This is a genomic window from Kitasatospora sp. NPDC057198 (genome assembly GCF_042670125.1).
In the GTDB taxonomy this organism is placed as follows: Bacteria; Actinomycetota; Actinomycetes; order Streptomycetales; family Streptomycetaceae; genus Kitasatospora.
In genome coordinates this window covers 2,155-28,847 of sequence record NZ_JBHUWH010000044.1, presented here as the reverse complement: position 1 = coordinate 28,847, position 26,693 = coordinate 2,155, and the positions used below count along the sequence as shown (strand labels likewise).

At 75.0% G+C, this 26,693-nt stretch carries 29 protein-coding genes, 1 pseudogene and 1 riboswitch; of the genes and pseudogenes, 24 read left to right on the top strand and 6 right to left on the bottom strand.

The annotated features are described in order from the left end of the window. Positions 1–238: 238 nt before the first annotated feature. Positions 239–925 carry a sensor domain-containing protein gene (locus tag ACFUEL_RS08100; RefSeq protein ID WP_380235204.1) on the bottom strand — a complete coding sequence of 229 codons (687 nt, stop codon included), beginning with the start codon at positions 923–925 and terminating at the stop codon, positions 239–241. 147 nt (positions 926–1,072) lie between these two features. Continuing rightward, complete coding sequence (locus ACFUEL_RS08095) at positions 1,073–1,642, bottom strand: GNAT family N-acetyltransferase (protein WP_380235203.1); 570 nt, start codon at positions 1,640–1,642, stop codon at positions 1,073–1,075. A gap of 49 nt (positions 1,643–1,691) precedes the next feature. Here ACFUEL_RS08095 and ACFUEL_RS08090 point away from each other — a divergent pair, with 49 nt between their 5' ends. Beyond that, positions 1,692–2,504, top strand: a complete 813-nt coding sequence (locus ACFUEL_RS08090; RefSeq protein ID WP_380235202.1) for a hypothetical protein — start codon at positions 1,692–1,694, stop codon at positions 2,502–2,504. 114 nt (positions 2,505–2,618) lie between these two features. Further along, entirely contained in the window at positions 2,619–3,158 is a 540-nt protein-coding gene (locus tag ACFUEL_RS08085) for a DUF3995 domain-containing protein (RefSeq protein ID WP_380235201.1), read from the top strand. Positions 3,159–3,234: 76 nt separating this feature from the next. Here the strand turns inward: ACFUEL_RS08085 and ACFUEL_RS08080 are convergent, their stop codons facing one another. Further along, complete coding sequence (locus ACFUEL_RS08080) at positions 3,235–4,083, bottom strand: helix-turn-helix domain-containing protein (protein ID WP_380235200.1); 849 nt, start codon at positions 4,081–4,083, stop codon at positions 3,235–3,237. Positions 4,084–4,259: 176 nt separating this feature from the next. Here ACFUEL_RS08080 and ACFUEL_RS08075 point away from each other — a divergent pair, with 176 nt between their 5' ends. Beyond that, the gene (locus ACFUEL_RS08075; protein ID WP_380235199.1) at positions 4,260–5,093 is read left to right on the top strand and encodes an SDR family oxidoreductase; all 834 of its coding nucleotides are present in this window, start codon (positions 4,260–4,262) and stop codon (positions 5,091–5,093) included. Between the two features lie 109 nt (positions 5,094–5,202). Here the strand turns inward: ACFUEL_RS08075 and ACFUEL_RS08070 are convergent, their stop codons facing one another. After that, positions 5,203–6,069: a M23 family metallopeptidase gene (locus tag ACFUEL_RS08070; protein WP_380235198.1), complete on the bottom strand. Its 867-nt coding sequence runs from the start codon at positions 6,067–6,069 to the stop codon at positions 5,203–5,205. A 10-nt stretch (positions 6,070–6,079) separates the two neighbouring features. Beyond that, positions 6,080–6,242, bottom strand: a riboswitch (cyclic di-AMP (ydaO/yuaA leader). 226 nt (positions 6,243–6,468) lie between these two features. On the opposite strand from ACFUEL_RS08070, the gene ACFUEL_RS08065 reads away from it, so the two are divergent. The 16 genes from ACFUEL_RS08065 (at position 6,469) to ACFUEL_RS07990 (ending at position 19,906) form a co-directional block, all read left to right on the top strand. Beyond that, positions 6,469–6,759 carry a YiaA/YiaB family inner membrane protein gene (locus ACFUEL_RS08065; protein ID WP_380235197.1) on the top strand — a complete coding sequence of 97 codons (291 nt, stop codon included), beginning with the start codon at positions 6,469–6,471 and terminating at the stop codon, positions 6,757–6,759. 131 nt (positions 6,760–6,890) lie between these two features. After that, positions 6,891–7,745 (top strand): alpha/beta fold hydrolase, encoded by an 855-nt coding sequence (locus ACFUEL_RS08060; RefSeq protein WP_380235196.1) that lies wholly within the window; start codon positions 6,891–6,893, stop codon positions 7,743–7,745. Then, positions 7,745–8,329, top strand: coding sequence for a TetR-like C-terminal domain-containing protein (locus ACFUEL_RS08055; RefSeq protein WP_380235195.1), 585 nt, complete (start codon positions 7,745–7,747; stop codon positions 8,327–8,329). The genes ACFUEL_RS08060 and ACFUEL_RS08055 overlap by 1 nt, the downstream gene beginning before the upstream one ends. A 31-nt stretch (positions 8,330–8,360) precedes the next feature. Next, positions 8,361–8,552, top strand: coding sequence for a hypothetical protein (locus tag ACFUEL_RS08050; protein WP_380235194.1), 192 nt, complete (start codon positions 8,361–8,363; stop codon positions 8,550–8,552). A gap of 150 nt (positions 8,553–8,702) precedes the next feature. Then, a complete protein-coding gene (locus ACFUEL_RS08045; RefSeq protein WP_380235193.1) occupies positions 8,703–8,936 on the top strand; it encodes a hypothetical protein in 234 nt (77 codons plus the stop codon). Between the two features lie 133 nt (positions 8,937–9,069). Then, entirely contained in the window at positions 9,070–11,259 is a 2,190-nt protein-coding gene (locus ACFUEL_RS08040; RefSeq protein WP_380235192.1) for a SpoIIE family protein phosphatase, read from the top strand. Between the two features lie 101 nt (positions 11,260–11,360). Beyond that, positions 11,361–12,686, top strand: a complete 1,326-nt coding sequence (locus tag ACFUEL_RS08035) for an ATP-binding protein (RefSeq protein WP_380235190.1) — start codon at positions 11,361–11,363, stop codon at positions 12,684–12,686. Beyond that, positions 12,670–13,077 carry a roadblock/LC7 domain-containing protein gene (locus tag ACFUEL_RS08030; protein WP_380235189.1) on the top strand — a complete coding sequence of 136 codons (408 nt, stop codon included), beginning with the start codon at positions 12,670–12,672 and terminating at the stop codon, positions 13,075–13,077. The genes ACFUEL_RS08035 and ACFUEL_RS08030 overlap by 17 nt, the downstream gene beginning before the upstream one ends. Further along, positions 13,074–13,418 (top strand): DUF742 domain-containing protein, encoded by a 345-nt coding sequence (locus ACFUEL_RS08025; RefSeq protein WP_380235188.1) that lies wholly within the window; start codon positions 13,074–13,076, stop codon positions 13,416–13,418. The genes ACFUEL_RS08030 and ACFUEL_RS08025 overlap by 4 nt, the downstream gene beginning before the upstream one ends. Further along, positions 13,396–13,992, top strand: a complete 597-nt coding sequence (locus ACFUEL_RS08020) for an ATP/GTP-binding protein (RefSeq protein ID WP_380235187.1) — start codon at positions 13,396–13,398, stop codon at positions 13,990–13,992. The genes ACFUEL_RS08025 and ACFUEL_RS08020 overlap by 23 nt, the downstream gene beginning before the upstream one ends. Continuing rightward, entirely contained in the window at positions 13,989–15,422 is a 1,434-nt protein-coding gene (locus tag ACFUEL_RS08015; RefSeq protein WP_380235185.1) for a cytochrome P450, read from the top strand. The genes ACFUEL_RS08020 and ACFUEL_RS08015 overlap by 4 nt, the downstream gene beginning before the upstream one ends. Next, entirely contained in the window at positions 15,419–16,507 is a 1,089-nt protein-coding gene (locus ACFUEL_RS08010) for a cytochrome P450 (protein ID WP_380235184.1), read from the top strand. The genes ACFUEL_RS08015 and ACFUEL_RS08010 overlap by 4 nt, the downstream gene beginning before the upstream one ends. A 71-nt stretch (positions 16,508–16,578) precedes the next feature. Then, a complete protein-coding gene (locus tag ACFUEL_RS08005) occupies positions 16,579–16,836 on the top strand; it encodes a hypothetical protein (RefSeq protein ID WP_380235183.1) in 258 nt (85 codons plus the stop codon). A gap of 74 nt (positions 16,837–16,910) precedes the next feature. Further along, positions 16,911–18,644, top strand: coding sequence for a pyruvate dehydrogenase (locus tag ACFUEL_RS08000; RefSeq protein ID WP_380235182.1), 1,734 nt, complete (start codon positions 16,911–16,913; stop codon positions 18,642–18,644). 417 nt (positions 18,645–19,061) lie between these two features. Then, complete coding sequence (locus ACFUEL_RS07995) at positions 19,062–19,667, top strand: helix-turn-helix domain-containing protein (protein WP_380235181.1); 606 nt, start codon at positions 19,062–19,064, stop codon at positions 19,665–19,667. Positions 19,668–19,699: 32 nt separating this feature from the next. Continuing rightward, entirely contained in the window at positions 19,700–19,906 is a 207-nt protein-coding gene (locus ACFUEL_RS07990) for a DUF6126 family protein (RefSeq protein ID WP_380235180.1), read from the top strand. Here the strand turns inward: ACFUEL_RS07990 and ACFUEL_RS07985 are convergent. Continuing rightward, positions 19,894–21,324 carry a PLP-dependent aminotransferase family protein gene (locus ACFUEL_RS07985; RefSeq protein WP_380235179.1) on the bottom strand — a complete coding sequence of 477 codons (1,431 nt, stop codon included), beginning with the start codon at positions 21,322–21,324 and terminating at the stop codon, positions 19,894–19,896. The two genes, ACFUEL_RS07990 and ACFUEL_RS07985, sit on opposite strands and share 13 nt — an antisense overlap. Before the next feature lie 50 nt (positions 21,325–21,374). On the opposite strand from ACFUEL_RS07985, the gene ACFUEL_RS07980 reads away from it, so the two are divergent. The 5 genes from ACFUEL_RS07980 to ACFUEL_RS07960 all read left to right on the top strand — a co-directional run bounded on the left by ACFUEL_RS07980 (position 21,375) and on the right by ACFUEL_RS07960 (position 26,424). Next, positions 21,375–21,848: a carboxymuconolactone decarboxylase family protein gene (locus tag ACFUEL_RS07980; RefSeq protein ID WP_380235178.1), complete on the top strand. Its 474-nt coding sequence runs from the start codon at positions 21,375–21,377 to the stop codon at positions 21,846–21,848. A gap of 147 nt (positions 21,849–21,995) precedes the next feature. Beyond that, on the top strand, positions 21,996–22,613 hold the full coding sequence (locus tag ACFUEL_RS07975; protein ID WP_380235177.1) for an NAD(P)H-binding protein: 618 nt from the start codon (positions 21,996–21,998) through the stop codon (positions 22,611–22,613). Positions 22,614–22,733: 120 nt separating this feature from the next. Beyond that, positions 22,734–23,201 carry an SRPBCC domain-containing protein gene (locus tag ACFUEL_RS07970; RefSeq protein WP_380235176.1) on the top strand — a complete coding sequence of 156 codons (468 nt, stop codon included), beginning with the start codon at positions 22,734–22,736 and terminating at the stop codon, positions 23,199–23,201. Between the two features lie 77 nt (positions 23,202–23,278). After that, the gene (locus ACFUEL_RS07965; protein WP_380235174.1) at positions 23,279–24,025 is read left to right on the top strand and encodes an HAD family hydrolase; all 747 of its coding nucleotides are present in this window, start codon (positions 23,279–23,281) and stop codon (positions 24,023–24,025) included. Next, positions 24,022–26,424, top strand: coding sequence for a glycoside hydrolase family 65 protein (locus tag ACFUEL_RS07960; RefSeq protein WP_380235173.1), 2,403 nt, complete (start codon positions 24,022–24,024; stop codon positions 26,422–26,424). Before ACFUEL_RS07965 ends, ACFUEL_RS07960 begins: the two co-directional genes overlap by 4 nt. Before the next feature lie 12 nt (positions 26,425–26,436). On the opposite strand, the pseudogene ACFUEL_RS07955 reads toward ACFUEL_RS07960, so the two are convergent. Continuing rightward, positions 26,437–26,693: pseudogene (locus ACFUEL_RS07955) on the bottom strand (hypothetical protein); the annotation flags it as partial.

Here is a 26,693-nt window from a genome sequence, read left to right as displayed (position 1 = left end):
GCGGCCGCGGGCCCGGACGGGGCGGCCGCGGGCCCGGACGGGGCGGCCGCGGGCCTGGGCGGGGCGGTCGGACGCATGCGGGCCTCCGGGCGTTCGGCGGGCCCGGGGTGCGGCCCGGGCCCGTGGTCATCCGACCACGGGCCCGGGGGTGTCGCACGTCCAGCCGATCATCCGTTCCCGGCCGCTTCCAACCGTTCCCGGCCGTTCCCGGCTCCTCCTGTCCGCTCCTGTCCGCAGGTCAGTTGTCGGCGGAGAGCAGGGCGCGGGCGGTAAAGCGGTTGAGGGAGTTGAGGCCGCGGATCAGCTGCGGGGTGAGGAACAGGATGACCAGGCCGAGCAGGCAGACGCCGGCGATCTGCCAGGCCGAGGTGATCTCGTAGACGTGGTGGGCGCCGTCCGAGCCGGTCCAGTCGGCGACCCGGTAGCCGCCCCAGGAGGTGTACCGGCGGAACACCCACTGGTAGACGGGGAAGAGGGCGAGCGACCAGCCGAGCGTGAAGAAGACGGTGGAGACCGCGAAGCTGAAGATCGCCCAGGGCAGCATCACGAACTGGTGCAGCGCGGCCTTCCAGCCGGCCTGGTCGGCCAGCCGGGCGGTGATCCCGCCCCAGAAGCCCTCGCGGGTGACCACCACCGGGGGCGGGGCGGGCATCTCCTCGTCGAGCATGGTGCGCAGGCGCCCCCGCTCGGCGGCGCCGAGGCCGCGGGCGACGGCCAGCAGCAGGCCGAGGACGGGCAGGCCGATGACGGTGACGGCGAGGCCGAGGCCGAGGCTGAACAGCGTGACGACGAGGGTGAAGCCGAACACGGCCACCGGCAGGCTGGTGAGCGCGTAGCCGAGCTCCCGGAAGCTCTGCCGGGCGAACGGGGCGCGCCAGAACCCGGGTCGGTCGAGGTGGCTGGCGGGGTACTCAGCGGTGGACATCCGCGGTCCTTCGGTTCGTCGGGCGGCCCCGCCGGTCGGCGGTGCCGGGCACGAGTACCAATCTGCCGCTCCGACCCCACCTGGCGTAATGACGCCTGCTGCCGAGTCCGTGGTGGGGTTAACCCCCCGGTCGACCTGGAGCCAGGCTCAGTGCCCGGCCTCCGCGCGCCAGGGCGGGCCGCTCCACTCGGGGGCGAGCAGCGAGTACTGGAGCGCGTCGTGCCAGGCGCCGTCCCGGTGGGAGTCGGCCCGGATCCGGCCCTCGTACCGGAAGCCCGCCCGGGTCAGCACCCGGATCGAGGCGGTCTGCCCGGGGTCGCAGCGGGCGGCCAGCCGGTGCAGGCCGAGGCGGTCGAAGCCGAGCACGCACAGCAGTGCGGTGACCTCGGCACCGTACCCCGCGCCCCAGCTGTCGCGGCGCAGGACGCAGCCGAGTTCGGCGGCGTGCCCGCCCTCGCGGGTGAGCGCGGCCTGGCCGATCGGCTCCCCCGCCGGGTCGTCGACGGCCAGCCGGTAGTGCGTGCGGGGCTCCTCCTGGGCCGCCTCCAGGTACAGCTCGACCTGGTCGGCGCAGTCCTCGAAGTCCCGGACGCCGAACGGCAGGTGGCGGACGGTCTCCGGGTCGCCGTGCACGGCGTGCAGCGCGGCCACCTCCTCCGGGGTGTGCCGGTACTCCCGCAGGGTGAGCCTGGGTCCGGTCAGCCGGAGGGTCTCCATGGCCGCCGACCCTACCGGGCGGCCGTCCGGGACCGGCTACCGTACCGGGGTGGACGACGAAGACCTGCACCTGCTGCCCCGTACCCGCGCCGCCGACCTGCTGGACTGGGCGGTCGCGGAGGGGTTCGACCCGGTGCCCGAACCGGTGGTGCGGACGGTGCTGACGCTGCTGGAGCTGGGCGGGGCCCGGCTGCACGACGGCGTGCCCGAGCTGTCCTCCCCGGTGCTGGAGCACCTGCTGTACGAGCAGCTGCACCTGTACGTGCAGCCGGACGTCGACCCGGCCGGGTACCCGGCGGCGGTGCGGCTGCTGATCGAGTGGCAGCGGGCGGCCCGGCGGCTGAACGCCAAGCGGGCGGAGAAGCTCCGGGCGGAGGCGGACTGGCAGGGCGAGGTGCTGCTCTCCCTGCTGCGCCGCTCCGACCTGGTGACCTGGCCCCGGCTGTACGCGCTGCTGCTGCGGGCGGACGGGGTGCCGACCGGCGACCCGGACGCGGTGCGGGAGTGGCTGGAGGCGTTCCGGGAGCTGCCGGCGGAGGAGCGGTTCGCCGCCTTCGACCGGGTGCCCGGCCTGGACGGGGACGGCAACTGGGACCAGCCGGGCCGCCCGCTGCTGATCGGGGTCTCCACCGACGGCGCGCGGCGGCTGCTGGAGCAGGGCCTGATGCGGCGCAGCTACCGCAACCTGGCCGAGCGGTCCGCCCGCGGGCTGCCGATGCCCGTCGAGCTCTCCGGCGCCTTCGAGGAGTTCGAGGAGGCGGTGGCGCAGGCCGCGATCGACCTGTGCGGGGAGTGGACCGTCCCGGGGCTGCCGCGGCTGCTCCTGGAGGAGTTCCCCGACCTGGCCCCCGAGGAGTACTGAGGGTCCCGGGGGGCGGGGTCGTCCGTTCGGACGACCCACCGGTCATCCTGACGGGCCGTCAGTCGTGGCCGCACGGAGGATCCCCGCGGCGGCGCACCGGGGCAGGCTTACAGCATGACCCGCTCGCCGCTCCCCGCCCGCGCCACCGGCACCGCCCGTGCCGCCCGTGCCGCCCGTGCCGCCCGTGCCGACCGCACCACCTGGGCCGGCCGTGCTGCCCATGCCGCCGCGGCCTGGGCCGCCCTGTTCGCGCTGGTCCACCTGTACTGGCTGCTGGGCGGCCGGGTCGGGCTGCCCGACGGCCTGTCCGTCCTGGACAACACCCCGCTGCTGGTCGTCGACGTCGCCGCGGTCCCGCTCTGCGCGGTGGCGACCGCGATGGCCCTGGCCCTGGCCCGTCCCCCGGGCGCCCGAATACCGGAGCGCCGCCTGCTGCTCGCCGCCCGGGCCACCGCCCTGCTGCTGGTGGTGCACGCCGCCCCGTCGGTGCCGGACTGGGCGGCCCTGGCCCTCGGCCGGAGGTCGGCCGCGGAGCTGGACGCGATGGCCCGCTTCGCGACCTTCCTGTACGAGCCGTTCTTCCTCGCGGGCGGCCTGCTGTTCGCCCTGGCCGCGTTCGGCCGCGGCATGCCGCGGCGGCAGCGGTCGGTGTGAGGCCGGGCGGCGTCGCGCACGGGGTACGGCATCAGATGGCACCGCGTCAGGCGCTGCGGCGTCAGGCAGTGCTGCCTCAGGTCGCGACGGGGGCGCTCCAGCCGGCCAGCAGGCGCAGGGCGTCGGCGGTGGGCGAGCCGGGCTCCACGGAGTAGACGCACAGGGTCTGGTCCGGATCGCCCGGGGCCTGGAAGGACTCGTAGGAGAAGTGCAGCTCGCCGACCAGGGGGTGGACGTAGTGCTTGGCGCCGTGGGTGCGGCGGAGCACCCGGTGGTCGTTCCACCAGGTGGTGAACTCCGGGCAGCGCAGGGTAAGTTCGCCGATCAGCTCGGCGAGCCGGCGGTCCTCGGGGTGCCGGCCGGCCTCCAGCCGGAGCATGGCCACGGTCTCGGCGGCGATCGTCTCCCAGTCGCCGACCCGCTCGCGGGCCTGCGGGTCCAGCAGGTAGTAGCGGGCCATGTTGCGGCGGGTGGCCGGGAGCGCCTCGAAGTCGGTGAGGACCTCCCGGGCAAGGCGGTTGGCGGCCAGCACGTCGGTGCGCCGGCCGAGGACGAACGCCGGGACGTGCGCCAGGGTCTCCAGCATCAGGTGCAGTCCGGGCCTGACCCGCTGCGGCCGCTCCGGGGCGCGCCGGACCGTGTGCGGGGCGGGGAGCAGCAGGTCGGCGAGGTGTTCGCGCTCCGAGGGGTCGAGCCGCAGGGCCCGGGCCAGCGCCTGGACCACCTCGGTGGACGGGTTCCCGGCCCGGCCCTGTTCCAGGCGCGTGTAGTACTCGGTGCTGACGCCCGCCAGCCGGGCCACCTCGTCGCGGCGCAGGCCGGGCACCCGCCGCACCCGGCCGTCGGCGGGCAGGCCCGTCGTCCCGGGGTCGAGCGCGGCGCGCCGGGTGCGGAGGAAGTCGGCGATTTCCCTGCTGCGGTCCATGCACCAAGTGTGCAGGCCCGGCCGGTGCGCCGGCGGGGCGAGGGTGGCCCTGCCGGTACCAGTCGGCGCAGGGTCCGCTCGGGGCCGCCCGGGGGGCCGCCGGGCTGGTCTGCTGGAGCTGTGCCCGGGGCTCTCCCGGTGCCACGACTCCCGTGTCCCACAAGGAAGGCACACCCATGCCCACGCACGCCTCGTCCACGCACACCACGTCCGCCGCCCTGCCCCTCGCCGGTCCCCTCACCGGCCCCGCCGCCCTGCCCCTCGCCGGCCGCACCGCCGTGATCACCGGCGCCTCCAGCGGCATCGGCGAGGCCACCGCCGAGGAGCTCGCCGGGCTCGGCGCCCGCGTCGTCGTGCTGGCCCGCCGCGCCGAGCGGCTGTCCGCGCTGGCCGACCGGATCGAGCGGGCCGGCGGCACCGCCCTGGCGATCGCCGCGGACGTCACCGACCCGGTCTCGGTGCGGGCCGCCGCCGACCGGGTCGCCGCCGAACTGGGCGGCGCGGACCTGCTGTTCAACAACGCGGGGGTGATGCTCCCGGCGCCGGTCGAGGAGTTGGCCGTCGACCAGTGGCAGCGGCAGATCGACCTCAACGTCTCCGGCCTGATGAACGTCGTCGGCGCGTTCACCCCGCAGCTGGTCGCGGCCGCGGCCGAGCGCGGCGTCGCCGACCTGGTCAACACCTCGTCGATCGCGGCGCGGAACATCTTCCCGACCTTCGCCGTCTACTCCGCGACCAAGGCGTACGTCACCCACCTGTCGGTCCACCTGCGGGCCGAGCTCGGCCCGAAGCGCGTCCGCGTCTCGGCGATCGAGCCCGGCATCGTCGGCACCGAGCTCCAGTCGCACGTGACGGACCGGGGCGCGCTCGACTGGCTGGAGGGCTCCAAGGAGGCGATGGAGTGGCTCACCCCCGGCGACATCGCCAGGACGGTCGGCTTCCTGGCCGCGCTGCCGCCGCGGGTCAACCTCCAGCAGGTCACCGTGATGCCGACCGGCCAGGCGAGCTGAGGACGGGTACGGGGCCGGGCGTCCGCGGGACCGGGGCGGTCGCGAGACCCGGGGCGGCCGCGGCCGCCGGTCGCGGCCGCCGGTCGCGGCCGCCGGCTACAGCTGAAGGCTACGGCTGGAGGCCGAGGTGGCGGAGCCAGGGCAGCGGGTCGACCGGGGAGCCGTCGGCGAGGCGGACCTCCAGGTGGAGGTGCGGGGTGGTGGCGCTGCCGGTGGCGCCGACGGCGCCGAGGAGGGCGCCGGGGCCGGCCTCGCCGGGGGCGGCGGTGATCCGGGAGAGGTGGCAGTACCAGAGCTCGGTGCCGTCGGGGAGGGTCTGGATGACCCGGTAGCCGTACGTCCCGGACCAGCCCGCGGCGGTGACGGTGCCCGAGGTGACGGCGGTGACGGGGGTGCCGGTGCGGGCGGTGAAGTCCAGCCCGTTGTGCAGGTGCGCCCAGTGCAGGCCGGCCTGGGAGAACCCGTCGCCCAGCCGGTAGCCGGTCAGCGGGAGGGCGGGCGCGGAGCGGTCGACGGTGGCCGCCGCGGCCGTGCCGGTCACTGCGGTCGTACCGGTCACTGCGGCCGTGCCGGTCACCTCGGCCGCATCGGTCGTCGCGGCCGCCTCGGCCTGCCGGTCGGCGCGCTTGGCCTCGGCCTCCTGCGCGGCGGCGAGCCGGGCGGACTCCTCGGCGCCGGTGCGCTGCCCGTCGGCCTGCTGCAGGATGCGGGCGGCGAGGGCGAGTCCGGGGTCGGCGGCGAGCAGGCCGTCGGAGGCTTCGTCGGCGGCGGTGACGGGGGCCGGGGCGGGCGCGGGGGCGGCCTGGGCGGGAGCGGCGGCGAGACCGGTGGCGCCGAGCGCGGCGGTCATCGCGGTGACGCCCAGCAGGGGCGCGCCGGTGCGGGCCTGGCGGGGGAGCCGGTGCCGGACGGGCTCGGCCTCGACCGGGTGGTCGAGCAGCTGGGTGCCGGTGCTCTCGGTGTAGGTCGACGCCACGGGGGCGCGCTCCTTCCTTCCCTGCCGCCGACCGGGTTAGCTGACGGGTTCGGAGGTGGAAGGTCTCCTACGGTCGGGCCCAGGGCCGTCCCGATTCACCCCGGTGGAACGTGGTTCCCCGGCTCCAGGCCCTGCTGCGGGGCAGGACCGGATGGATTAGGCGTGGCGCACGGTGCCGCATGGTTACGGCGTTGCCGACCGCGCTGCGTTATCAAACGTTAATCCTATGGACCCCATGATTCCAAGCGCCTTCCCAGGTGCAGTGAAACTTTCCTGACGCCCTATGGGCGATTTGTGATGGTTCGTCGATCCGCCCGGATTCGGACATGACGGACCGTGACGGAGCGGTTGAGTATCCGTACTCACGACCCGCCCGCGACCCGGCGGGACCCTGGGCCCATGACTGCTCCCGTGCCCCGCCGCACCACGTCCGCCTACTACCTGCAGGCCGTCGCGTCCTTCGCGTTCGCGTCCGTCGCCCTGGCCCTGGGGATCGCCTACCTCCCGGTCAGCGCGTGGATGCGCGCCTTCCTCGCCGTCGGCCTGCTCTACGAGATCACCTCCGCGTTCACGCTGGCCAAGGTGATCCGGGACCGCCAGGAGGAGGGCGCGATCACCAGCCGGGTCGACCAGGCCCGGCTGGAGAAGCTGCTCTCCGAGCACGACCCGTTCCGGGCGGACGGGATCTGAGGCGCGCCGCCGACGGGCGGCCGACCGGCCGGGGTTGACGGCTAAGGCTATTAGCCTTAGCTTTGTGGCTATCGGAAGCAGCCGGGCACGGAGCCCGGAGCGCCGGACGACGCCCGCCCAGGAGGCCCGCGATGAACAGCACCCTCGGCACCGCCACCCAGTACCTCGACGTCACCGGCGGCCGGATCGCCTACGACGACGCCGCCGGCCCCGGCACCCCGGTCGTCCTGCTGCCGGGCATGCTCGACAAGCGCGCCGTCTACCGCTTCCTCGCCCCGCTGCTGAGCGCCGCCGGGCACCGGGTGGTCACCATGGACCTGCGCGGCATGGGCGAGTCCTCGACCGGCTTCACCGACCACAGCCCGGCGGCGATCGCGGACGACCTGGTGGCCCTGCTGGAGCACCTGGACCTGCGCGGCGCCGTCCTGGTCGGCAGCTCGTACACCGGCGCCACCGTGGTGCGGGCCGCCGCGCTCGCCCCCGAGCGGACCGGCGGGGTGGTGCTGGTCGACGCGTTCATCGAGAACCTCCCGCTGAACGGCTTCCAGAAGGCGCTGTTCGGCCTGGTCGGCCCGCTGGTGCGCGCCTTCCCCGGCCTGTGGGGCGCGGCGCAGAAGTTCTACTACCCGGCCGACGCCCGACCCGCCGACTTCGAGGAGTACCGGGCCGGCCTGTCCGCGATGCTCCGCGAGCCGGCCCGCAAGGCGGCGCTGCGCGGCTACCTGGAGGGCGACTCGGCGCCGGTCGGCTGGTGCGCGGCGGTGGACGTGCCCGCGCTGGTGCTGATGGGCGAGAAGGACCCGGACTTCCCGCAGCCGGAGCTGGTCGCCGACCGGCAGGCCGCCGCGCTGCGCGGCCGCAAGGTGATGATCGCCGGCGCCGGCCACTACCCGATGGCCGGCCGCCCGCAGGCCGTCGCCGACGCCCTGCTGCCCTTCCTGGCCGAGCTCGCCGGCCCGGCCGGCCGGAACGGGACCGACCGCTGATGCCCCGCGCCGGACTCTCCACCGCCGCCGTGGTGGACCACGCCCTGGAGCTGATCGACGAGCGCGGGGCCGACGCGCTGACCCTGGCCGCCGTCGCCGCCAGGGCCGGGGTCGCCACCCCGTCGCTGTACAAGCACGTGGCCGGCGGCCTGCCCGAGCTGCGCCGCCTGGTCGCCGTCCGCACCATCGGGGAGCTGGCCGACCACCTGGCCGCCGCCGTCCTGGGCCGCTCCCGGGAGGGGGCCGTCCGGGCCCTGCTGGCCGCCTACGCCGGGTACGCCCTGGCGCACCCCCGGCGGTACGCGGCGCTGCCGCAGGTGCCGGAGCCGGATCCGGGCCCGGAGCTGGACGCGGTGGCCGAGCGGCTGGTGGGGGTGCTGTTCGCGGTGCTGCGCGGCTACGGGCTGGAGGGCTCGGAGGCGGTGCACGCGGCGCGGACGCTGCGGGCGGCGGCCCACGGGTACGCCTCGTTGACCACGGCGGGGGCGTTCCAGCTCGCCGAGGGTACGGACGTCACGCTGGAGCGGCTGACCGGGGTGCTGGTCGAGGGGCTGGCCAACTGGCCGGGCGGCGAGGGCCCGTGACCTCCCGGGGGCCTGCCGCGTTCTACCCGGTATGAAGAAGCGCAGCATGCTCGCCTTTGCCTCGCTCGCCGTCGGCGTGGTCGCCTCGCTCACCGCCCCCAGCGCGCACGCCGCGCCGGAGCACCAGGGCGGGCTCGCCCCGCTCAAGGACGCGGTCTCCGCCCCGGACCTGCCGCTGGACGAGGACTTCGCGCAGACCGTCGCCGAGCAGCCGGGGGCCTGACGGCGCAGGTCGCGGCCGGTGCACACCTTTTCGCAACCTCCTCCCCACCATTCCGACACCATCGGTGCGTAACACTGTCCTCCGGTCGGGAAGTCATACCGCGTGGAGACCTTCCACGGGTAGGGCCGACAAGCACGGAGGATCAGCGACATGCCGCAGGCGACTCAGCACACCGAGCCCGGCACGGGACTGATTCCGGCACCCCGGACGGCACCGGACGGCGCGCCCGGCGGCGCGCGGTCGGAGGGCCGGTCGGCCGGCCCGCGGCCGGAGGGCTGGACGCCCGCGCTGCGGCACGGGGCCGCGGTGCTGCGCGGGCTGCGCTCGCTGCGGCCGGTGGCCGCCCGCCCGCAGCGCGGGTACGGCGAGGTCGACGGGCAGTGACCGGCCGTTCCGCCACTGGCAAGGTGTCGGGAATGTCGCGGATCCACCACGTGTCGTGAAAGCGCCCGGTTGCCCGGTACGTCCATAAGATGGTCGGCACTGGCACGTCGACCGGAAGGGCCGGGCGCTTCCCATGGACCAGAGCTCGCCGCGTCGCGCCAGCCGCTCCGAACTGCGGTGCGTGCGCGCGCTGCTGCGGGCGACGAGCGCGGCGGAGCTGCTGGCGGCGCTGCTGGCCGAGGGCCCGGCCTGGATCACCGGCGAGGGTTCGGCGCTGTACCTGCTGGACGGCGGGATGCTCCGGCTGACCGCCTCGCACGAACTGCCCGAGTGGGCGCACCGCAAGTACGGGGTGGTCGACCCGGCGGGCGGGCTGCCCGCGGCGCTGGCGCTGCGGCGGCGCGAGCCGGTGCTGCTGAGCCCGCAGCAGACCAGCGCCGACTACCCGAACACGGCGGCGGGCCTGGGCACCGGCCTGGTCGCGCTGGCGGTGCTGCCGCTGGTGGTGGACGGGGACCCGGTGGGTTCGCTGGCGGTCGCGCTGGCCCACCGCGGGGCCGTCCCGCGGCGGGACGTCGAGCTGCTGGAGACGTTCGCCGACGTGGCCGCGCACCGGCTCGCGCACCTGCTGCACCACGTGCACACGGCCGATCCGACCGCGGGCCACCCGAGCCCGGAACTCCCCTCCCCGGACGGCCAGTTGCTCTCGCTTGCGGTGCGCTCGGCGGGCGCCGGGGCGTTCGAGCGGGACTTGGTGACCGGCGAGACGCTGTGGGACGCCCAGGCGTACCGGGTGGTGGGCCTGCGGCCGCCGGGCCCGACCGGGCAGGCGCCGGAGCTGGCGGACGTGGTGCACCCGGAGGACCTGCCGGACGTGCAGACCGCGCTGGTGGAGGCGCTGGCCACCGGCGGCCCGTACCGGGTCTCCTACCGGGTGGTGCGGCCGGACGGCTCGCTCCGGTGGGTGGACGAGGCCGGCGAGGTGATGCTGGACGTGCACCAGCGGCCGGTGCGGACGGCGGGGCTGCTGACCGGGCGGGAGTGGCGGCCGGAGGCGGCGGCCGCGTCCGGTTCGGTGTCCGCCGCGGCGGCGGGGGCGCGCTCCACGCTGCTGCTGGCGCTGACCAGGGCGCTGTCCCGGGCGGTGACGGTGCGCGAGGTGACCACGGCGCTGACCGACGTGGCGCGCCCGGCGCTGGGCGCGGCCGGCGTGGTGCTGGACCTGGTGGACGAGGGCCGGCTGATGCCGGTCTCCCCGGCGGTGTTCGGCGGCCCGCACCGGGCGGAGCTGAACCGGCTGCACGACCTGGCGGGCGGGGTGATGGAGCACGTGCTGGCCAGGGCCACGCCGCTGTTCAGCGAGCCGGGCCAGGAGCGCCGGGGCCCGGAGGCGCCGGCCGCCTGGACGGTGCTGCCGCTGGTGGCGTCGGGCCGGCAGGTCGGCTCCTGCCTGATCACCTTCGCCACCGAGCGGTCGTTCAGCCGCGAGGACCGCACCATGTACTCGGCGTTCGCGGGCATCCTGGCGCAGTCGCTGGAGCGGGCCCGGCTGTACGACGTGCACCACGAGCGGGCCAGCGAGCTGCAGCGGGCGATGCTGCCGCGCTCGCTGCCGGTGCTGCCGGGGATCGCCTCGGCGGCGCGCTACCTGCCGTCCACCGAGGGGATGCAGATCGGCGGCGACTGGTACGACCTGCTGCGGCTGCCGGGCGGCCTGGTCGGGCTGGTGATCGGCGACGTGCAGGGCCACAACGCGGAGGCGACCGCGGTGATGGGCCAGCTGCGGTCGGTGCTGTGGGCGTACGCGACGGAGGGGAACGATCCGGCGACGACGCTGGAGCGCACCGGCCGGCTGCTGGCCGAGATGGAGACCGAGCTGTTCGCCACCTGCCTGTACGTGGTGCTGGACCCGGCGACCGGGGTGCTGCGGGCGGCCCGGGCCGGGCACCCGCAGCCGGTGCGGATCGGGGCGGCCGGGGCGGCGGAGCTGGAGCTGCCGGGCGGCCCGCCGCTGGGGGTGCTGCCCGGGGTGCGCTACCCGCTGGCCGAGGCGCGGCTTGAGCCGGGCGAGACGCTGCTGGCCTACACGGACGGACTGGTGGAGGTCCGGGACGAGGACTACGACGAGTCGGTGCAGCGGATGCTGGGCGGGCTGGAGCTGTGGGCGGCGGAGGCCGGCGGGGCGGGCCGGCTGGAGCAGCCGGAGGCGCTGGAGCGGCTGGCCGACCTGCTGACGCTGAACGTGACGGAGCGTGAAGTGCGCCAGGACGACGTGGCGTTGCTCCTGCTGCACCGGATCCTGCCCCGGGCGACCGGCCGGTAACGGACCGATCCTGTCCGTCCTGTCCGAATTCGACGGGATCTGAACAACCAGAAGTTGGAACCGTTCATACGCAAGTAGTAACAGCACCATAAACTCCGCGTGTGACGACCACTCAATGGTGCTTGGCGGCAGTCTCCTTGCTCGCCCTCCTCGCCCTCGCGGCCACCGCCCGCTTCGGTGCCGTCACCCGGGCCCTGCGACTGCGGCTCGCCGGCACCGAGCAGGAACTCGCCGACGCCCGCGCCCGGTTGGAGGTCGAACTGGCCGACCGCCGGGCGAGCGCCGAGGCCGCCCTGCACGAGCAGGAGATGAACGCGGCGACCCGCCGGGCCTTCCTCAACGTGGCCCGCCGGATCCTGGTGATGGCGCACGACCAGCAGGCCGGACTGGACGAGATGGAGCGCACCCACGACGACCCGGTGCTGCTCGACGGGCTGCTGCGGGCCGACCACGCCGCCGCCCAGCAGGCCCGGCTGGCCCAGACCCTGGCCGTGCTGTGCGGCTCCCGGGCCGGCCGGACCTGGCCCGAGCCCGTCCCGCTGGAGGACGTGGTCCGCGGCGCCCAGGGCCGGATCCTGCCGTTCCAGCGGGTGGTGGTGCACAGCCGGGTGGACACCGCGGTGCTCGGCGCGGCCGCCGAGGCGCTGATCCACGCGGTGGCCGAACTGCTGGACAACGCCACCCGCTACTCGCCGCCCAGCTCGCAGGTGTACGTCACGCTGATGCCGGTGCACAACGGCGCGGTGATCGAGATCGACGACTGCGGCGTCGGCATGACCGACGTGACGGTCACCAAGGCCGCCGCCGCGCTGGCCGGCGAGGGCTCGCTGGAGGTCTCCCGGATCGGCGAGGTCCCGCAGCTGGGCCTGGCCGCGGTCGGCCTGCTCGCCCGGCAGTACGGCTTCCGGGTCACCGTGCACTCCACCCCGTCCCCGTACGGCGGCGTGCGGGTGGTGGTGCTGCTGCCCACCGCGCTGCTCACCGACCCGCTGCCGCAGCACGGGCTGCCGGGCGGCCGCCCGCAGCCCGCCCAGGCCGACCCCCCGGCCCGGACCCGTCCCGGGGCGCCGGGCCGCCCCCAGCCGCCGGGCCGCACCCAGGCCCAGGACCGCGCCCCGGCGCAGCCACCGCTGCCCACCCGCCCGGTCCCCCCGCGGGCCGGGGGCGCCCCGTCCTCCGCGGTGCCCGCGCAGGGCGGCCGGCTGCCCCGCCGGAGCAACCGCCGGGACGCCCCACCGCAGCACTTCCCCCCGGAGACGGCGCTCCCGCCGCGCTCCCCCGGCGAGGCCCGGTCCTTCATGTCGCTGTTCCAGAGCGGCACCGCGGACGGTCGCGCCGCAGCCCAGCACGACCAGCGGTCCGGCGCGGACCGCCCCGACGAATTCCCCGCTTCCCCCCTGGGAGACCCGAATGACGAGCAACCCTGATCTCGGCTGGCTGCTGGCCGACATCGTCTCCGTGCCGGAGGTCCGGCACGCCCTGGTGGTGTCCAACGACGGCCTGGAGATCGGCCGCAGCCCGCGGATCGACCGGGACGACGCCGAGCGCCTGGCCGCCGCCTGCTCCGGCCTGCAGTCGCTCTCCCGGGGCGTGGCGACCGGCTTCGGGGACGGCCTCACCCGGCAGATCGTCATCGAGTACGGCGGCGGCTACCTGTTCGTGGTCGCCGCCGGGGCCGGGGCGCACCTCGCGGTGGTGGCCGGGGAGTCGGTCGACGCGGGCCTGGTGGCCTACCAGATGCAGATGCTGGTCGGCCGGATCGGCGAGCACCTGACCGCCGCGCCCCGGCAAGGGAGCACCGCCGGAGAGCCGCGGTGACCCGCGGCCCGGTACGCCCGTACGTCATCACCGGCGGGCGCAGCCGGACCGGTCGGAACGTGCTGGAGTTCGAGAGCCTGGTGCGGACCGTGCCGGGGGTCCAGGTCGACCCGATGGTGGTGAACCGGGAGCAGCTGGTGATCCTGGAGGTCTGCCGGGAGCTGCTGTCGGTCGCCGAGGTGGCCGCCCACCTCGGCCTGCCGATCAGCGTGCTGAAGGTGCTGGTCGGTGACCTGTGGGAGTTGGGCGCGGTCCAGGTGCTGCCGCCCGCCCGCCCGGCCGAGCGGGCCCCGCTCGCCCTGATCGAGGAGGTGCTGGTTGGCCTCCGCCAACTCCGCTGAGCCCGTCTACCTGCCGTCCAGCGTGCAGGGCGCGGTGAAGATCCTGGTCACCGGCCCGTTCGGGGTCGGCAAGACGACCCTGGTCGGGGCGTTGAGCGAGATCGTCCCGCTGCGCACCGAGGAGACGATGACCGCGGTCGGCGAGGGCGTGGACGACCTGACCGGGCGTCCGCACAAGTCGACCACCACGGTGGCGCTGGACTTCGGCCGGATCACGCTCAGCACCCGGCTGGCGCTGTACCTGTTCGGCACGCCCGGACAGCAGCGGTTCTGGCCGCTGTGGGAGGACCTGTCGCGCGGGGCGCTGGGGGCGATCGCCCTGGTCGACTCCCGCCGGATCGAGGAGTCCTTCGACGTGCTCGGGCTGCTGGAGGAGCAGCGCATCCCGTTCGCGGTGGCGGTCAACCGCTTCCCCGACACCCCGGCGTACCCCGAGGAGGAGCTGCGGGCCGCGCTCGACCTGCTGCCCGGGGTGCCGATCCTGACCTGCGACGTCCGCGACCGGAACGCCGCCCACCGACTGCTGATCGATTTCGTCGACCACCTGCGGGTCGGCGCACTGGAGTTCTCATGACCGTTCCCGAACCGCACCTGGCGGCCGGCGGCTGCCCGCACGCGGGCCGCCCCGGCACCATCTCGCTCTACGGCCCGGCCGTCACCGAGGACCCGCACGGCCTGTACGCCCGGCTGCGCGCCGAGTACGGTCCGGTGGTGCCCATCGAACTGGAGCCCGGCGTGGAGGCGTGGCTCGTCATGGGGTACCAGGAGCTGCTCGAACTCACCCGCAACGAGCAGCAGTTCACCAAGGACTCGCGGCAGTGGCGGGTGGCCCTGGAGGGCCGGCTGCGGCCGGATTCCCACCTGGCGCCGATGACCATGTGGCGGCCCTCGCTGTTCAACATGGACGGTCCCGAGCACCTCCGGCTGAGCGTCGCGGTCAGCGACACCCTGGCCCGGATCAACCACAAGCGGCTGCGGGAGACCACCGAGGCCGCCGCGATGGCGCTGATCGAGAGCTGGGGGCCGGACGGCACCGCCGACCTGGTCACCCAGTTCACCAAGCGGCTGCCCCCGCTGGTGTTCACCATGCTGATGGACCTGCCGGACGAGGACGGCCCGAAGCTGCTGGAGCTGTCCACCAGCCTGGTCGACAGCGGCGCGGACTCCCAGCGCGCCTCCATGGAACTGTTCGGCCTGCTGGGCGAGTTGGTGCGGCAGCGGCGCGAGCGGCCCGGCGAGGACCTGGTCTCCTGGCTGCTCGGGCACCCCGCCGCGCTGACCGACGAGGAAGTCGTCCACAACATCATGGTGGTCCTGGTCGCGGGCAACGAGTCGACCGTCAACTGGATCGGCAACGCGGTGCGGCTGCTGCTCGTCGACCGCCGCTTCCGCGGCAGCCTGACCGGCGGCCGGGCGACCGTCTCGGACGCCCTGGAGGAGGTGCTCTGGCGCGACTCGCCGATCCAGAACTTCCCCGGCCGGTGGGCCACTTCGGACACCGTGCTGGGCGGCCAGTACATCAGCCGGGGCGACATGCTGGTGCTGGGCATCGCCGGCGCCAACGACGACCCGGCGGTGCACGGCTCGAACGGCCTCAGCGGCAACCGGGCGCACCTCGCCTGGAGCGCGGGCCGGCACGTCTGCCCGGCCAAGGACCCGGCCCGGATGATCGTCGAGACCGCGGTCGAGACCCTGCTGCACTGCCTTCCCGATCTCCAGCTCGCGGTTCCCGCACACGAGTTGGTGTGGCGTCCGTCCCCCTGGTCGCGCGCCCTGGCCCACCTCCCGGTGCTCTACAGCGCCTTCACCCCGCCCCGCCCCGCCGCTCCCACCGCACCCGCCACCCCCGAGAGGACCCCATGGACACCGCAGCAGCCCCTCAACTCTGCCCCTACAGACTCGACCCCCTCGGAGCCGACCAGCTCGCCGAGAACCAGCGGCTCCGCGCTCGCGGACCTGCGACGCAGGTTGAGCTCCCTGGTGGGGTGGTGGTCTGGTCGGTGACCGGCCACCAGGCCCTGCAGCAGATCCTCTCCGACCCGCGGGTGGCCAAGAACCCCCAGCACTGGACGCTGTTCCGGGAGGGCCGGCTCCCCGAGGGCTGGCCGCTGATGGCGTTCATCGCCCTCCCCGGCCTGATCACCTCCGACGGCGCCGACCACCGGCGGCTGCGCAGCCTGGCCACCCAGGCGCTCACCCCGCGCCGGGTCCACGCGCTGGCCCCCGCCGTCCGGCAGCGGGTCCTGGACCTGCTGGACGCCCTCCCCGGCCACGCCGCCCCGAACGGCTCGGTCGACCTGCGGCGGCACTTCGCCTACCCGCTCCCGATGGACGTGATCGCCGAGCTGCTGGGCGTGCGGCCCGAGCAGCAGCACCGGATGCACGAGCTGTCGGACGTCATGCTCAGCTCGTCCGCCGCGCCCGGCGAGAGCATGGCCGCCACCCACGCCATGGTCGGGCTGCTGGCCGCGCTGGCCGCCGAGAAGCGGGACGAGCCCGGCGACGACCTGACCTCCGCGCTGATCGCCGCCCGCGAGGAGCAGGACCGGCTCAGCGAGGAGGAGCTGATCGGCGTCCTGATGCAGACGCTGGTGGCCGGCCACGAGACCACGCTCAACCTGATCACCAACACGGTGCTCAACATGCTCACCCACCCCGAGCAGCTGCGCCGGGTGCTGGACGGCGAGCTGACGTGGTCCGCGGTCATCGAGGAGACGCTGCGCCGGGACTCCCCCGCCGGGCACTTCCCGATGCGCTACGCGCTGGAGGACATCGACCTCGGCGAGGGGGTGGTGATCCCGGCCGGCGACGGCATCCTGTCCTCGTACGCGGCCGCCGGGCGCGACCCGAAGCACTGGACGGACCCGGACCTCTTCGACCCGGACCGCTCCCCCAACCGGCACCTCTCGCTCGGCCACGGCCCGCACTTCTGCATCGGCGCCGTACTGGCCCGGCTGGAGGCGGAGACCGCGCTGCGCGAGCTGTTCGACCGCCACCCCGGCCTGCGGCTGGCCGCGGGCGAGGAGCCGGAGCCGATCACCTCCTTCGTCAGCAACAGCGTCAGCAGCCTGTGGGTCGAGCTGTCCTGACCGCGGATCCGCTCCGCCCCCGCCGGGTCAATCCACGTGACCGGGCGGGGGCGGCGCTCGTTGCACCTGCCATGAAGAAGCTCACCGCGCTCGCCGCCCTGTCCCTGGCCGGGATCGCCCTCGCCCAGGCGCCCGCCCAGGCCGCCCCGATCGCCCAGGCCGGCGGCCTCGGCCAGGCCCAGGGCCTCGACACCGGCTACCACGGCGCCCTGCCCTCCACCGCCGAGCTGTGCCACCGCGACCTGGCCCAGTACCCGGTGGTCGGCCCGCTCACCGACTCCACCACCGGCGCCTGCGAGGCCCTCGGCGCGACCGTCGACGGGCGGTAGCCACGCCCCGGACATCCGAGCCGTTATGGTGCGGATGTCCGTTTATTCCGTGGTTCCTGGCGTGAGGTGATCCCGTGGGCAGCGTGGCCGACCAGATGGTGGAGGTGCTCCGGCAGGCCGGGGTGGAACGCGTCTACGGGGTGGTCGGCGACAGCCTCAACCCGGTCGTCGACGCGATCCGCCGCGCCGAGGGCATCTCCTGGGTGCACGTCAGGAACGAGGAGGCCGGGGCGTTCGCGGCCGCCGCCGAGGCCGAGCTGACCGGGCGCCTCGCGGTCTGCGCGGGCAGCTGCGGCCCCGGCAACACCCACCTGATCCAGGGCCTGTACGACGCCCAGCGCAGCGGCGTGCCCGTACTCGCCCTGGCCTCGCACATCCCGTCCGGGCAGATCGGCACCGGCTTCTTCCAGGAGACCCACCCCGAGCGGGTGTTCACCGACTGCAGCTCCTGGTGCGAGCTGCTCTCCAACCCGGCCCAGCTGCCCCGGCTGCTGCGGGTCGGCATCCAGCACGCCCTCGGCTCCCCCGGCGTCTCGGTGCTGGTCTTCCCCGGCGACGTCGCCGCGCTCACCGCCCCCGCCCCCACCGGCCGCAGCACCTTCCTCACCGAGCAGGCGGTGGCCGCCCCGCCCTGGTCCCAGGTGCAGGCCCTCGCCGAGGCGCTCAACTCGGCCGCCACCGTGACGGTCTTCGCCGGCGCGGGCGCCCGCGGCGCGCACGAGGAGCTGATGCACCTCGCCGACACGCTGAAGGCCCCGGTCGGGCACTCGCTGCGCGGCAAGGAATGGGTGCAGTACGACAACCCGTACGACGTCGGGATGAGCGGCCTGCTCGGCTACGGCGCGTGCCACGAAGCCCTGCACGAGGCCGAGTTGGTCCTGCTGCTGGGCACCGACTTCCCGTACGACTCCTTCCTCCCGCAGGCCCGCACCGTCCAGGTCGACCACGACGCGACCCGGCTCGGCCGGCGCACCCCGCTGGAACTCGCCGTGCACGGCGACGTCGCCGCCACCCTGCGGGCCGTGCTGCCGCTGCTGGAGCGCAAGAGCGACCGCCGGTTCCTGGACGCCATGCTGGACCGGCACTGCAAGGCCCTGGAGACGGTGGTCGGCGCGTACACCAAGGACATCGAGAAGCACCGGCCGATCCACCCCGAGTACGTCGCCTCGGTGCTGGACGAGATCGCCGCCGAGGACGCCGTCTTCACCGTCGACACCGGCATGTGCAACGTCTGGGCCGCCCGCTACCTCACCCCCAACGGGCGCCGCCGGGTGATCGGCTCCTTCCTGCACGGCTCGATGGCCAACGCCCTGCCGCACGCGATCGGCGCCCAACTCGCCTTCCCCGGGCGGCAGGTGGTGTCGATGTCGGGCGACGGCGGGATCGGCATGCTGCTCGGCGAACTGCTCACCGTCGCGAAGTACCGGCTGCCGGTGAAGACCGTGGTGTTCAACAACGGGGCACTCGGCATGATCAAGCTGGAGATGCTGGTCTCCGGCTACCCCGAGGCCGAGATCGACAACGGCGACGTCGACTACGCGGCGATCGCCCGCGCCTGCGGCATCCCCGCGAAGCGGGTCACCGACCCCGCGAAGGTCCACGAGGTGCTGACCGACGCCCTGGACCGCCCCGGCCCCGCGCTGGTCGACGTGGTCACCGACCCCAACGCCCTCTCCATCCCCCCGCACATCACCGCCGCCCAACTCAAGGGCTTCGCCCTGGCCGCCGGCCGCACCGTCCTGACCGGCGGCGTCGGCAAGATGCTCGACCTGGCCCGCTCCAACCTGCGCAACATCCCCCGCCCCTGAGTCCCCCTCCGGGCGAGGCGGGCGTCCGGCAGACCACACAACGGGGGAACCCTGCCGAGCCGGAGAGGGCCCTGGCCGGGCGGGCCACGAGCCCTTCCGGGGAGGGAAAGGAAGAGCAAGCGCCCTGGCCGGGCGGGCAGCGGGCCGCGGACTGGAGGAAAGCCCTGGCCGGGCGGGCAGCAAGCCGCGCAGCGCGGGAACCCTGCCAGGCCGACGAAGAGCCCTCGCCAGGCAGGTGGCAAGCCCCGCGAGCCGGAGAAGAGTCCTGGCCGGGCGGGCAGCAAGCCGCGCAGCGCGGGAACCCTGCCAGGCCGGAGGGGAGTCCTGGGCGGGCGGGCCCTTCGGGGGGAAGGCGGGCGGGTTTGCCTGTGGGGCAAGTTTGTTGCCTCTTGGGCAGGGAGGGTGTCCACTGGTTCCATGACGGACAGCCCCCTCGACGAGGACCAGGAGGTCGCGGGCCTCGGCGCGCGGCTGCGGGAGCAGCGGGCTTCCAGCCGCTTGACGCTGGAGGTCGCGGCGGCCCGGGTGGGCCTCTCGCCAGCTTACTTGTCGCGCCTGGAGACCGGGCGGCGGCAGCCCTCGTTGCCGGTGCTGCTGGGTCTGGCTCGGGCGTACGGGACGAGCGTGGCCGGGTTGCTCGGTGAGCAGCCGGGCGAGCCGGATCCGGTGGTCCGGGGCGGGCGGGTCGAGCCCGGACGGGCCGGCGGCTGGGGCTACCAGCGGGCCGGTGCGCCGGGCCGGGCGATGCAGGCGCTGCGGGTGCACGTGCCGCCGAGCACGCAGGACGCGGTGGTGCGGGTGCACCCGGGCGAGGAGCTGCTGCTGGTCACCAGGGGCCGGATGAAGCTGGTGCTGGGCGACCGGACGCACTTCCTGGACGAGGGCGACTCGGCGCACTTCGACTCGATGACGCCGCACGTGATCGCCGCGGACTCCGCCGCCGGCCTCGACCTGATCTTCGTCCACACGCTGTTGCAGAGCCCCGGCGGCGACCTGTGCCTGGGCGACGCCCCGCGCCTGTAGCCCCAACACCCTCCACGTCAGGAGACCGCGCCATGACCGACACCGGAAAGCCCGCCCCCGTCCCGGCCGCCCCGAGCGCCCCGGCCGCCCCGGCCGTCCCGAAGTACGCGGAGACCATCGACGCGGGCTACCGCGCCTCGAACCGGGTGTGGATCCGGGTGTGGATCTACATCGTCTCGGGCCACGTGTTCGTGGCCTTCCTGTTCCTGCTGTTCTACGTGGGCAGTCACAAGGGCTGAGCGAGCAGCCCGCACAGCGCGTCGAGCGCGGCTTCGAAGGCGTGCTCGGGCGGCGTCCCGTAGCCGATCACCAGCCCGGGGGGCTGTCCGGGCGCGGGGCTCGCGCCGGGGGCCAGGTGCCAGCCGAGGGTGTTCAGGGCGAGGCCCGCGCGGCGGGCGCGGTGCAGCAGTTCGTCCTCGCCGGGGCCGTCCGCGGGCAGTTCCAGGACGGCGTGCAGGCCCGCGTTCAGGCCGGTGACCCGCACCGCCGGGGCGCGGGCGGCCAGCACCTCGACCAGCCGGTCGCGGCGGCGGCGCAGCAGGTGCCGGCTGCGCCGGACGTGCCGGTCGTAGCCGCCGGAGTCGATCAGTTCGGCCAGGGTGAGCTGTTCCAGCGAGCCGCTGTGCGCGTCGGTCCGCCGCTTGTGCCGGGCCACCGGTTCGACCAGCGCGGCGGGCAGCGCCAGCCAGGCCAGCCGCAGGCCGGGGGCGAGCGACTTCGAGGCGGTGCCCGCGTACACCACCCGTTCGGGGTCGAGGGCCTGCATGGCGCCGATGGCGTGCCGGTCGTAGCGGAACTCGCCGTCGTAGTCGTCCTCCAGCAGGTAGCCGCCGGTCTGCCGGGCCCAGTCGACCGCGGCGGCCCGCCGGGCGGCCCGCAGCGGGACACCGGTCGGGAACTGGTGGGCCGGGGTGAGCACCGCCAACCCGGCGCCGGTGCGGGCCAGTTCGTCCGTCCGGGCGCCGCCCTCGTCCAGTGGCAGCGGGCGCGGTGCGAGGCCGCGGGCGGTGATCACCGCGTGCTGCGGCGGCAGCCCGTACTCCTCCACCGCGACGGCGCCCAGGCCGTGTTCGCGCAGCGCGGCGCAGAGCAGGCCGAGGCCCTGGAGGTAGCCGGTGCAGATCAGCAGCCGCTCGGGGTCGGTGCGCACGCCGCGGGCCCGGGCCAGGTAGCCGGCCAGGGCGCGGCGCAGTTCGATCCGGCCGCGCGGATCGCCGTACCCGAACGCCTCGTTGGGGGCGGCGGTCAGCGCCCGGCGGGCCGCGGCCAGCCAGGCGGTGCGCGGGAAGCGGCTCAGGTCGGGCGAGCCGGGGCGCAGGTTGTGCACGGGCGCCGACGGGGTCGGCAGGCCGGGCGGCGGTGCGGCCGGGGCCGGCTGCGGGCCGCGCTCGGCGACCACCGTGCCGGAGCCCTGCCGGGAGGCCAGCCAGCCCTCGGCGGCGAGCTGGGTGTACGCCTCGGCGATGGTGTTGCGGGCGATGCCCAGGTCGACGGCGAGCGCCCGGGAGGACGGCAGCCGCGTCCCGGCGGCGAGGCGGCCGTCCCGGACGGCGGTGCGCAGCGCGTCCTCCAGGGCGGCGCGCAGGCCCAGGCCGCGGGAGCGTCCGGCGTCCAGGTCGAGGTGCAGGTCGCCGCCGAAAGTGGCCCAGGAATCCATCCCCCGAATGAACCACACCACCGGTCCACCGCGCGCCTACGGTGGGCCGTATGACCGACGACTCCACCGTTCCCGCCCCCGCCCTCCGCATCTCGCTGCGCGACCGCGCCCCCGAGTTCTACCGTCCGCTGCTGGAAGCCTCCCGCGCCGCGATCGCCGGCCTCGCCGACCCGGTGGTCACCGAACTGGTCAACCTGCGCGCCTCGCAGATCAACGGCTGCGCGTTCTGCCTGGACAAGCACGCGAGCGACGCCCGTGCGAAGGGCGAGCGGGAGCACCGCCTCGACACCCTCGCCGCCTGGCGGGAGACCCCCTACTTCACCGCCCGCGAGCGCGCCGCGCTGGCCCTGACCGAGTCGGTCACCCTGGTCGCCGAGACGCACGTCCCGGACGCGGTGTTCGACGAGGCTGCGAAGCACTTCTCGGAGACCGAGCTCGCCCACCTGATCGCGCTGATCTCCATGATCAACGCCCTCAACCGGGTGGGCGTCACCAGCCGGCTGACACCCGCGCCCAAGCGCTGAGCGGCCGCCCCGGCAGGGGCGCGGTCCCCCGCGCCCCTGCCCGCCCCTGCCCGCCCCTGCCCGCGCCGCCCCGGCCCGCGCCGCCCCTGCCCGCACCGCCGGACGCCGGCGTGCCGGGCCCCGGCCCCGCGGGTAGCGTCGCGTTCCATGGACGTGGTGATCGCAGGTGGACACGGCAAGATCGCGTTGCGGCTCTCGAAGCTGCTCTCCGCCCGGGGCGACGCCGTCGCCGGGCTGATCCGGAATCCGGCCCAGGCGGGGGACCTGCACGCGGTGGGGGCGCGGCCGGTGGTGTGCGACCTGGAGTCGGTGTCGGTGGAGGAGCTGGCGGAGCACCTCGCGGGGGCGGACGCGGCGGTGTTCGCGGCCGGGGCCGGGCCGGGCAGCGGGGCGGCGCGGAAGGAGACGGTGGACCGGGCGGGGGCGGTGCTGCTGGCGGACGCGGCGCAGCGGGCGGGGGTGCGGCGGTACCTGCTGGTGTCCTCGATGGGGCTGGAGCGGATCGGCGACCCGGAGGTCCCGCCGGACTTCGAGGTGTACCTGAAGGCGAAGCGGGCCGCGGAGGAGGCGGTGAAGGAGCGTCCGCTGGAGTGGACGGTCCTGCGTCCGGGCGCCCTGACCGACGAGCCCACCGAGCGGCACGCGCACCTCGCGCCGCCGCCCAACCGCTTCGGCGAGGTCTCCCGGGACGAGGTCGCGCACACCCTGCTGCGGCTGCTGGACGACCCGACGACGGTCCACCAGACCCTGGAACTCACGACCTGACCGCGAGCCGGCCGCGGCCCGACCAGGGCCCGGCCGGGGCCCGTCCCCGGCCCGACCGCGGCCCGACCGCGGTTGCCCGGCGCCCGGCCGGGCGGGATCGTGGTGGTTGAGGTGAGTGCGATGCCCGAGATCGCCCTGCAGGTCGACGTCGCAGCGCCCCGGGAGCGGTTGCTGGCGGCGCTGGACAGCCGCGAGGGGCTGGCGTCCTGGTGGACCACCGAGCTGGACCGGGACGGCGAGGACCTGCTGTTCACGGTGGAGGACGCGCCGCGGCCGCTGCGCCTGCGCCGGGAGCGCGCGGACCTGGAGCGGGTGGCCTGGCGCAGCGTGGGGGTGTTCCCGCCGGCCTGGCAGGGGACGACGGTGACCTGGGACTTCTTCGACCATCCGGACGGCGCGCGGCAGTCGACGCTGCTGCTGCGCCACCTGGGCTGGGCCGCGGACGCGGGCCCGTCGGTGCCGGTGGCGGCGGGCCGCTGGGCGGAGCTGCTGGTCCGGTTGAAGGACTACGCGCAGAGCGGCCGCCCGCAGCCGCTGTTCGTGCCGGGCCGCCACCCGCACCCGGGGGTGCACGCGGAGGCGGAGTGAGGGCGCGCGGCGGGGTACGACGCGCCGGTCCGGACGATGACCGGCATGGAGCGGCGCGGACGGGTGAGACTGGCAGCATGTTGGGACTTCCGGACCGCATCACCGCTTTCCTGTTCGACCTGGACGGGGTGCTGACCCAGACCGCGAAGGTGCACGCCGCCGCCTGGAAGGACATGTTCGACGCCTTCCTGCGCGCGGAGGCGGCCCGCACCGGCGGCGGTTTCACCCCGTTCGACCCGGTCGGCGACTACGACCGGTACGTGGACGGCCGGCCCCGGCTGGACGGCACCCGGCAGTTCCTCGCCTCGCGCGGCATCGAACTGCCCGAGGGCACCCCGCAGGACCCGCCGGGCACCCGTACCGTCAACGGCCTGTCGAGCGCGAAGAACGAGACCGTGCTGCGGCTGATCCGCGAGCAGGGCGTGCAGCCGTACGAGGGCTCGGTGGCGTACCTGCACCGGCTGCGCGAGCTGGGGCTGCCGCGCGCGGTGGTCTCGTCCAGCGCGAACTGCCGGGACGTGCTGGCGGCGGCCGGGATCGACGACCTGTTCGAGGTGGTGGTGGACGGGCTCACCCTGGCCCGCGACCACCTGGCGGGCAAGCCCGCGCCGGACACCTTCCTGGCGGCCGCGCAGCGGCTCGGGGTGGCCCCGGAGCACGCCGCGGTGTTCGAGGACGCGCTGGCGGGCGTCGCGGCCGGGCGGGCCGGCGGTTTCGGCGCGGTGGTGGGCGTGAACCGCACCGGTCAGGCGGCGGCGCTGCGCGAGCACGGCGCGACCGTGGTCGTCGACGACCTGTCCCAGCTGCTGGAGGAGCGCGGATGAGCCCGTCCGAGGCGTTCACCGTCGACCCGTGGGGGATCACCGAGCACGGCCTGGACCTGCCCGGACAGGCCCGCGCCGAGTCGGTGTTCGCGCTGTCCAACGGCCACATCGGGCTGCGCGGCAACCTGGACGAGGGCGAGCCGCACGGCCTGCCCGGCACCTACCTGAACGGCGTGTTCGAGCTGCGGCCGCTGCCGTACGCGGAGAGCGGCTACGGCTTCCCGGAGTCCGGGCAGAGCGTCATCAACGTCACCAACGGCAAGTTGATCCGGCTGCTGGTCGACGACGAGCCGTTCGACCTGCGCTACGGCGAACTGCGCAGCCACCGGCGGACGTTGGACTTCCGGGACGGCATCCTGCGCCGGGAGGCGGAGTGGACCTCGCCGGCCGGGCGGACGGTGCGGGTGACCTCGTCCCGGCTGGTGTCGCTGACCCAGCGGGCGGTCTGCGCGGTCGACTACACGGTGGAGGCCGTGGACGGGCCGGTGCGGATCGTGCTGCAGTCCGAGCTGGTCGCCAACGAGCAGCTGCCGGGCGGCGCGGGCGACGGCGACCCGCGGGCGGCTGCGGTGCTGGAGGCCCCGCTGGCCGCCGAGCTCCAGCACGCGGCCGGCACCAAGGGCGTGCTGGTGCACCGCACCCGGTTCTCCGGGCTGCGGGTGGCCGCCGCGATGGACCACGTGATCGACGGGCCGGAGCGGATCGACACCACCGCGGAGTCCTCCGAGGACCAGGCCCGGATCACCGCCACCACGGTGCTGGACGCCGGGCAGAAGCTGCGGCTGGTCAAGTACCTGGCGTACGGCTGGTCGGCGACCCGCTCGCTGCCCGCCGTCCGGGACCAGGTGGAGGCGGCGCTGACCGCCGCCCGGTACACCGGCTGGGACGGGCTGGTGGCCGAGCAGAAGGAGTTCCTGGGCCGGTTCTGGGGCGACAACGACATCGAGCTGGAGGGCGACGTCGAACTCCAGCAGGCCGTCCGGTTCGCGCTGTTCCACGTGCTGCAGGCGGGCGCCCGCAGCGAGGAGCGGGCCATCCCGGCGAAGGGCCTGACCGGGCCCGGCTACGACGGGCACTCGTTCTGGGACACCGAGACCTTCGTGCTGCCGGTGCTCACCTACTGCCTGCCGGACGCGGTCAAGCAGGCGCTGCGCTGGCGGCACACCACGCTGCCGATGGCCCGCGAGCGGGCGGCCCAACTCGGCCTGGCCGGCGCGGTGTTCCCGTGGCGGACGATCCGCGGCGAGGAGTGCTCCGGCTACTGGCCGGCCGGCACCGCCGCGTTCCACATCGGCGCGGACATCGCGGCGGCCGCGGTGCGCTACGTCCGGGCCACCGGGGACACCGAGTTCGAGCGCACCCACGGCCTGGAACTGCTGGTGGAGACCGCCCGGATGTGGCGCTCGCTGGGCCACCACGACGCCAAGGGCAACTTCCGGATCGAGGGCGTCACCGGGCCCGACGAGTACTCGGCGGTCGCCGACAACAACGTGTTCACCAACGTGATGGCGCAGGCCAACCTGTGGAACGCGGCGAACACCGCGCTGAAGTACCGGCACGAGTCGGGCCTGCTCGGGGTGGACACCGAGGAGGCCGCGGCCTGGCGCGACGCCGCCGACAAGATGTTCATCCCGTACGACGAGCAGATCGGCGTGCACCCGCAGGCCGACGGGTTCACCGACCACCAGATGTGGGACTTCGACACCACCCCGCCGGAGAAGTACCCGCTGCTGCTGCACTACCCGTACTTCGACCTGTACCGCAAGCAGGTGGTCAAGCAGGCCGACCTGGTGCTCGCCATGCAGGTCCGCGGCGACGTGTTCACGGCCGAGCAGAAGGCCCGCAACTTCGCCTACTACGAGCGCCTCACCGTTCGCGACTCCTCGCTGTCCGCCTGCACCCAGGCCGTCATCGCCGCCGAGGTCGGCCAGCTCGACCTGGCCTACGACTACACCGCGGAAGCGGCCCTGATGGACCTGCACGACCTCGGCGGCAACACCCGCGACGGCCTGCACATGGCCTCGCTGGCGGGCGCCTGCATCGCCCTGGTGGCCGGCTTCGGCGGCCTGCGCGACCACACCGAGCAGCTGTCCTTCCGGCCCCGGCTGCCCGCCGGGCTGCAACGGCTGCGCTTCTCGATGAACGTCCGCGAACACCTGCTGCGGGTCGACATCACCCACGCCACCACCACGTACACGCTGCGGCGCGGCAGCGTGCTGCCCGTCCTGCACGACGACGAGCAGCTGCGGATCGAGGCCGGCAAGCCCGTCAGCCGCCCCACCGCGAAGGTCCCCGACCCCGGGGAGCGCCCCACCCAGCCGCCCGGCCGGGCCCCCGCCCGCCGGCACAGCCAGGCCGGCATCAAGGTCGGGTCGGTCGACCACCTGGCCGCCGAATGAGCCGCCGCGGGATCAGCGCTCGACCGGCGGGCAGGTGCCGGTGCTGTCACCGATCGAGTTGATCTCGGCGTTGGAACGGCTGTCACCCGCGTAGTCGAGCTGGTCGGTGCACTTCACCCCGGACTTCTTCGGGGTACCGGGGGCCGCACCGCCACCGCTGCCGCCCTGCGGGGCCGGGCAGGTGCCGGTGCTGTCACCGATCGAGTTGATCTCGGCGTTGGAACGGCTGTCACCCGCGTAGTCGAGCTGGTCGGTGCACTTCACCCCGG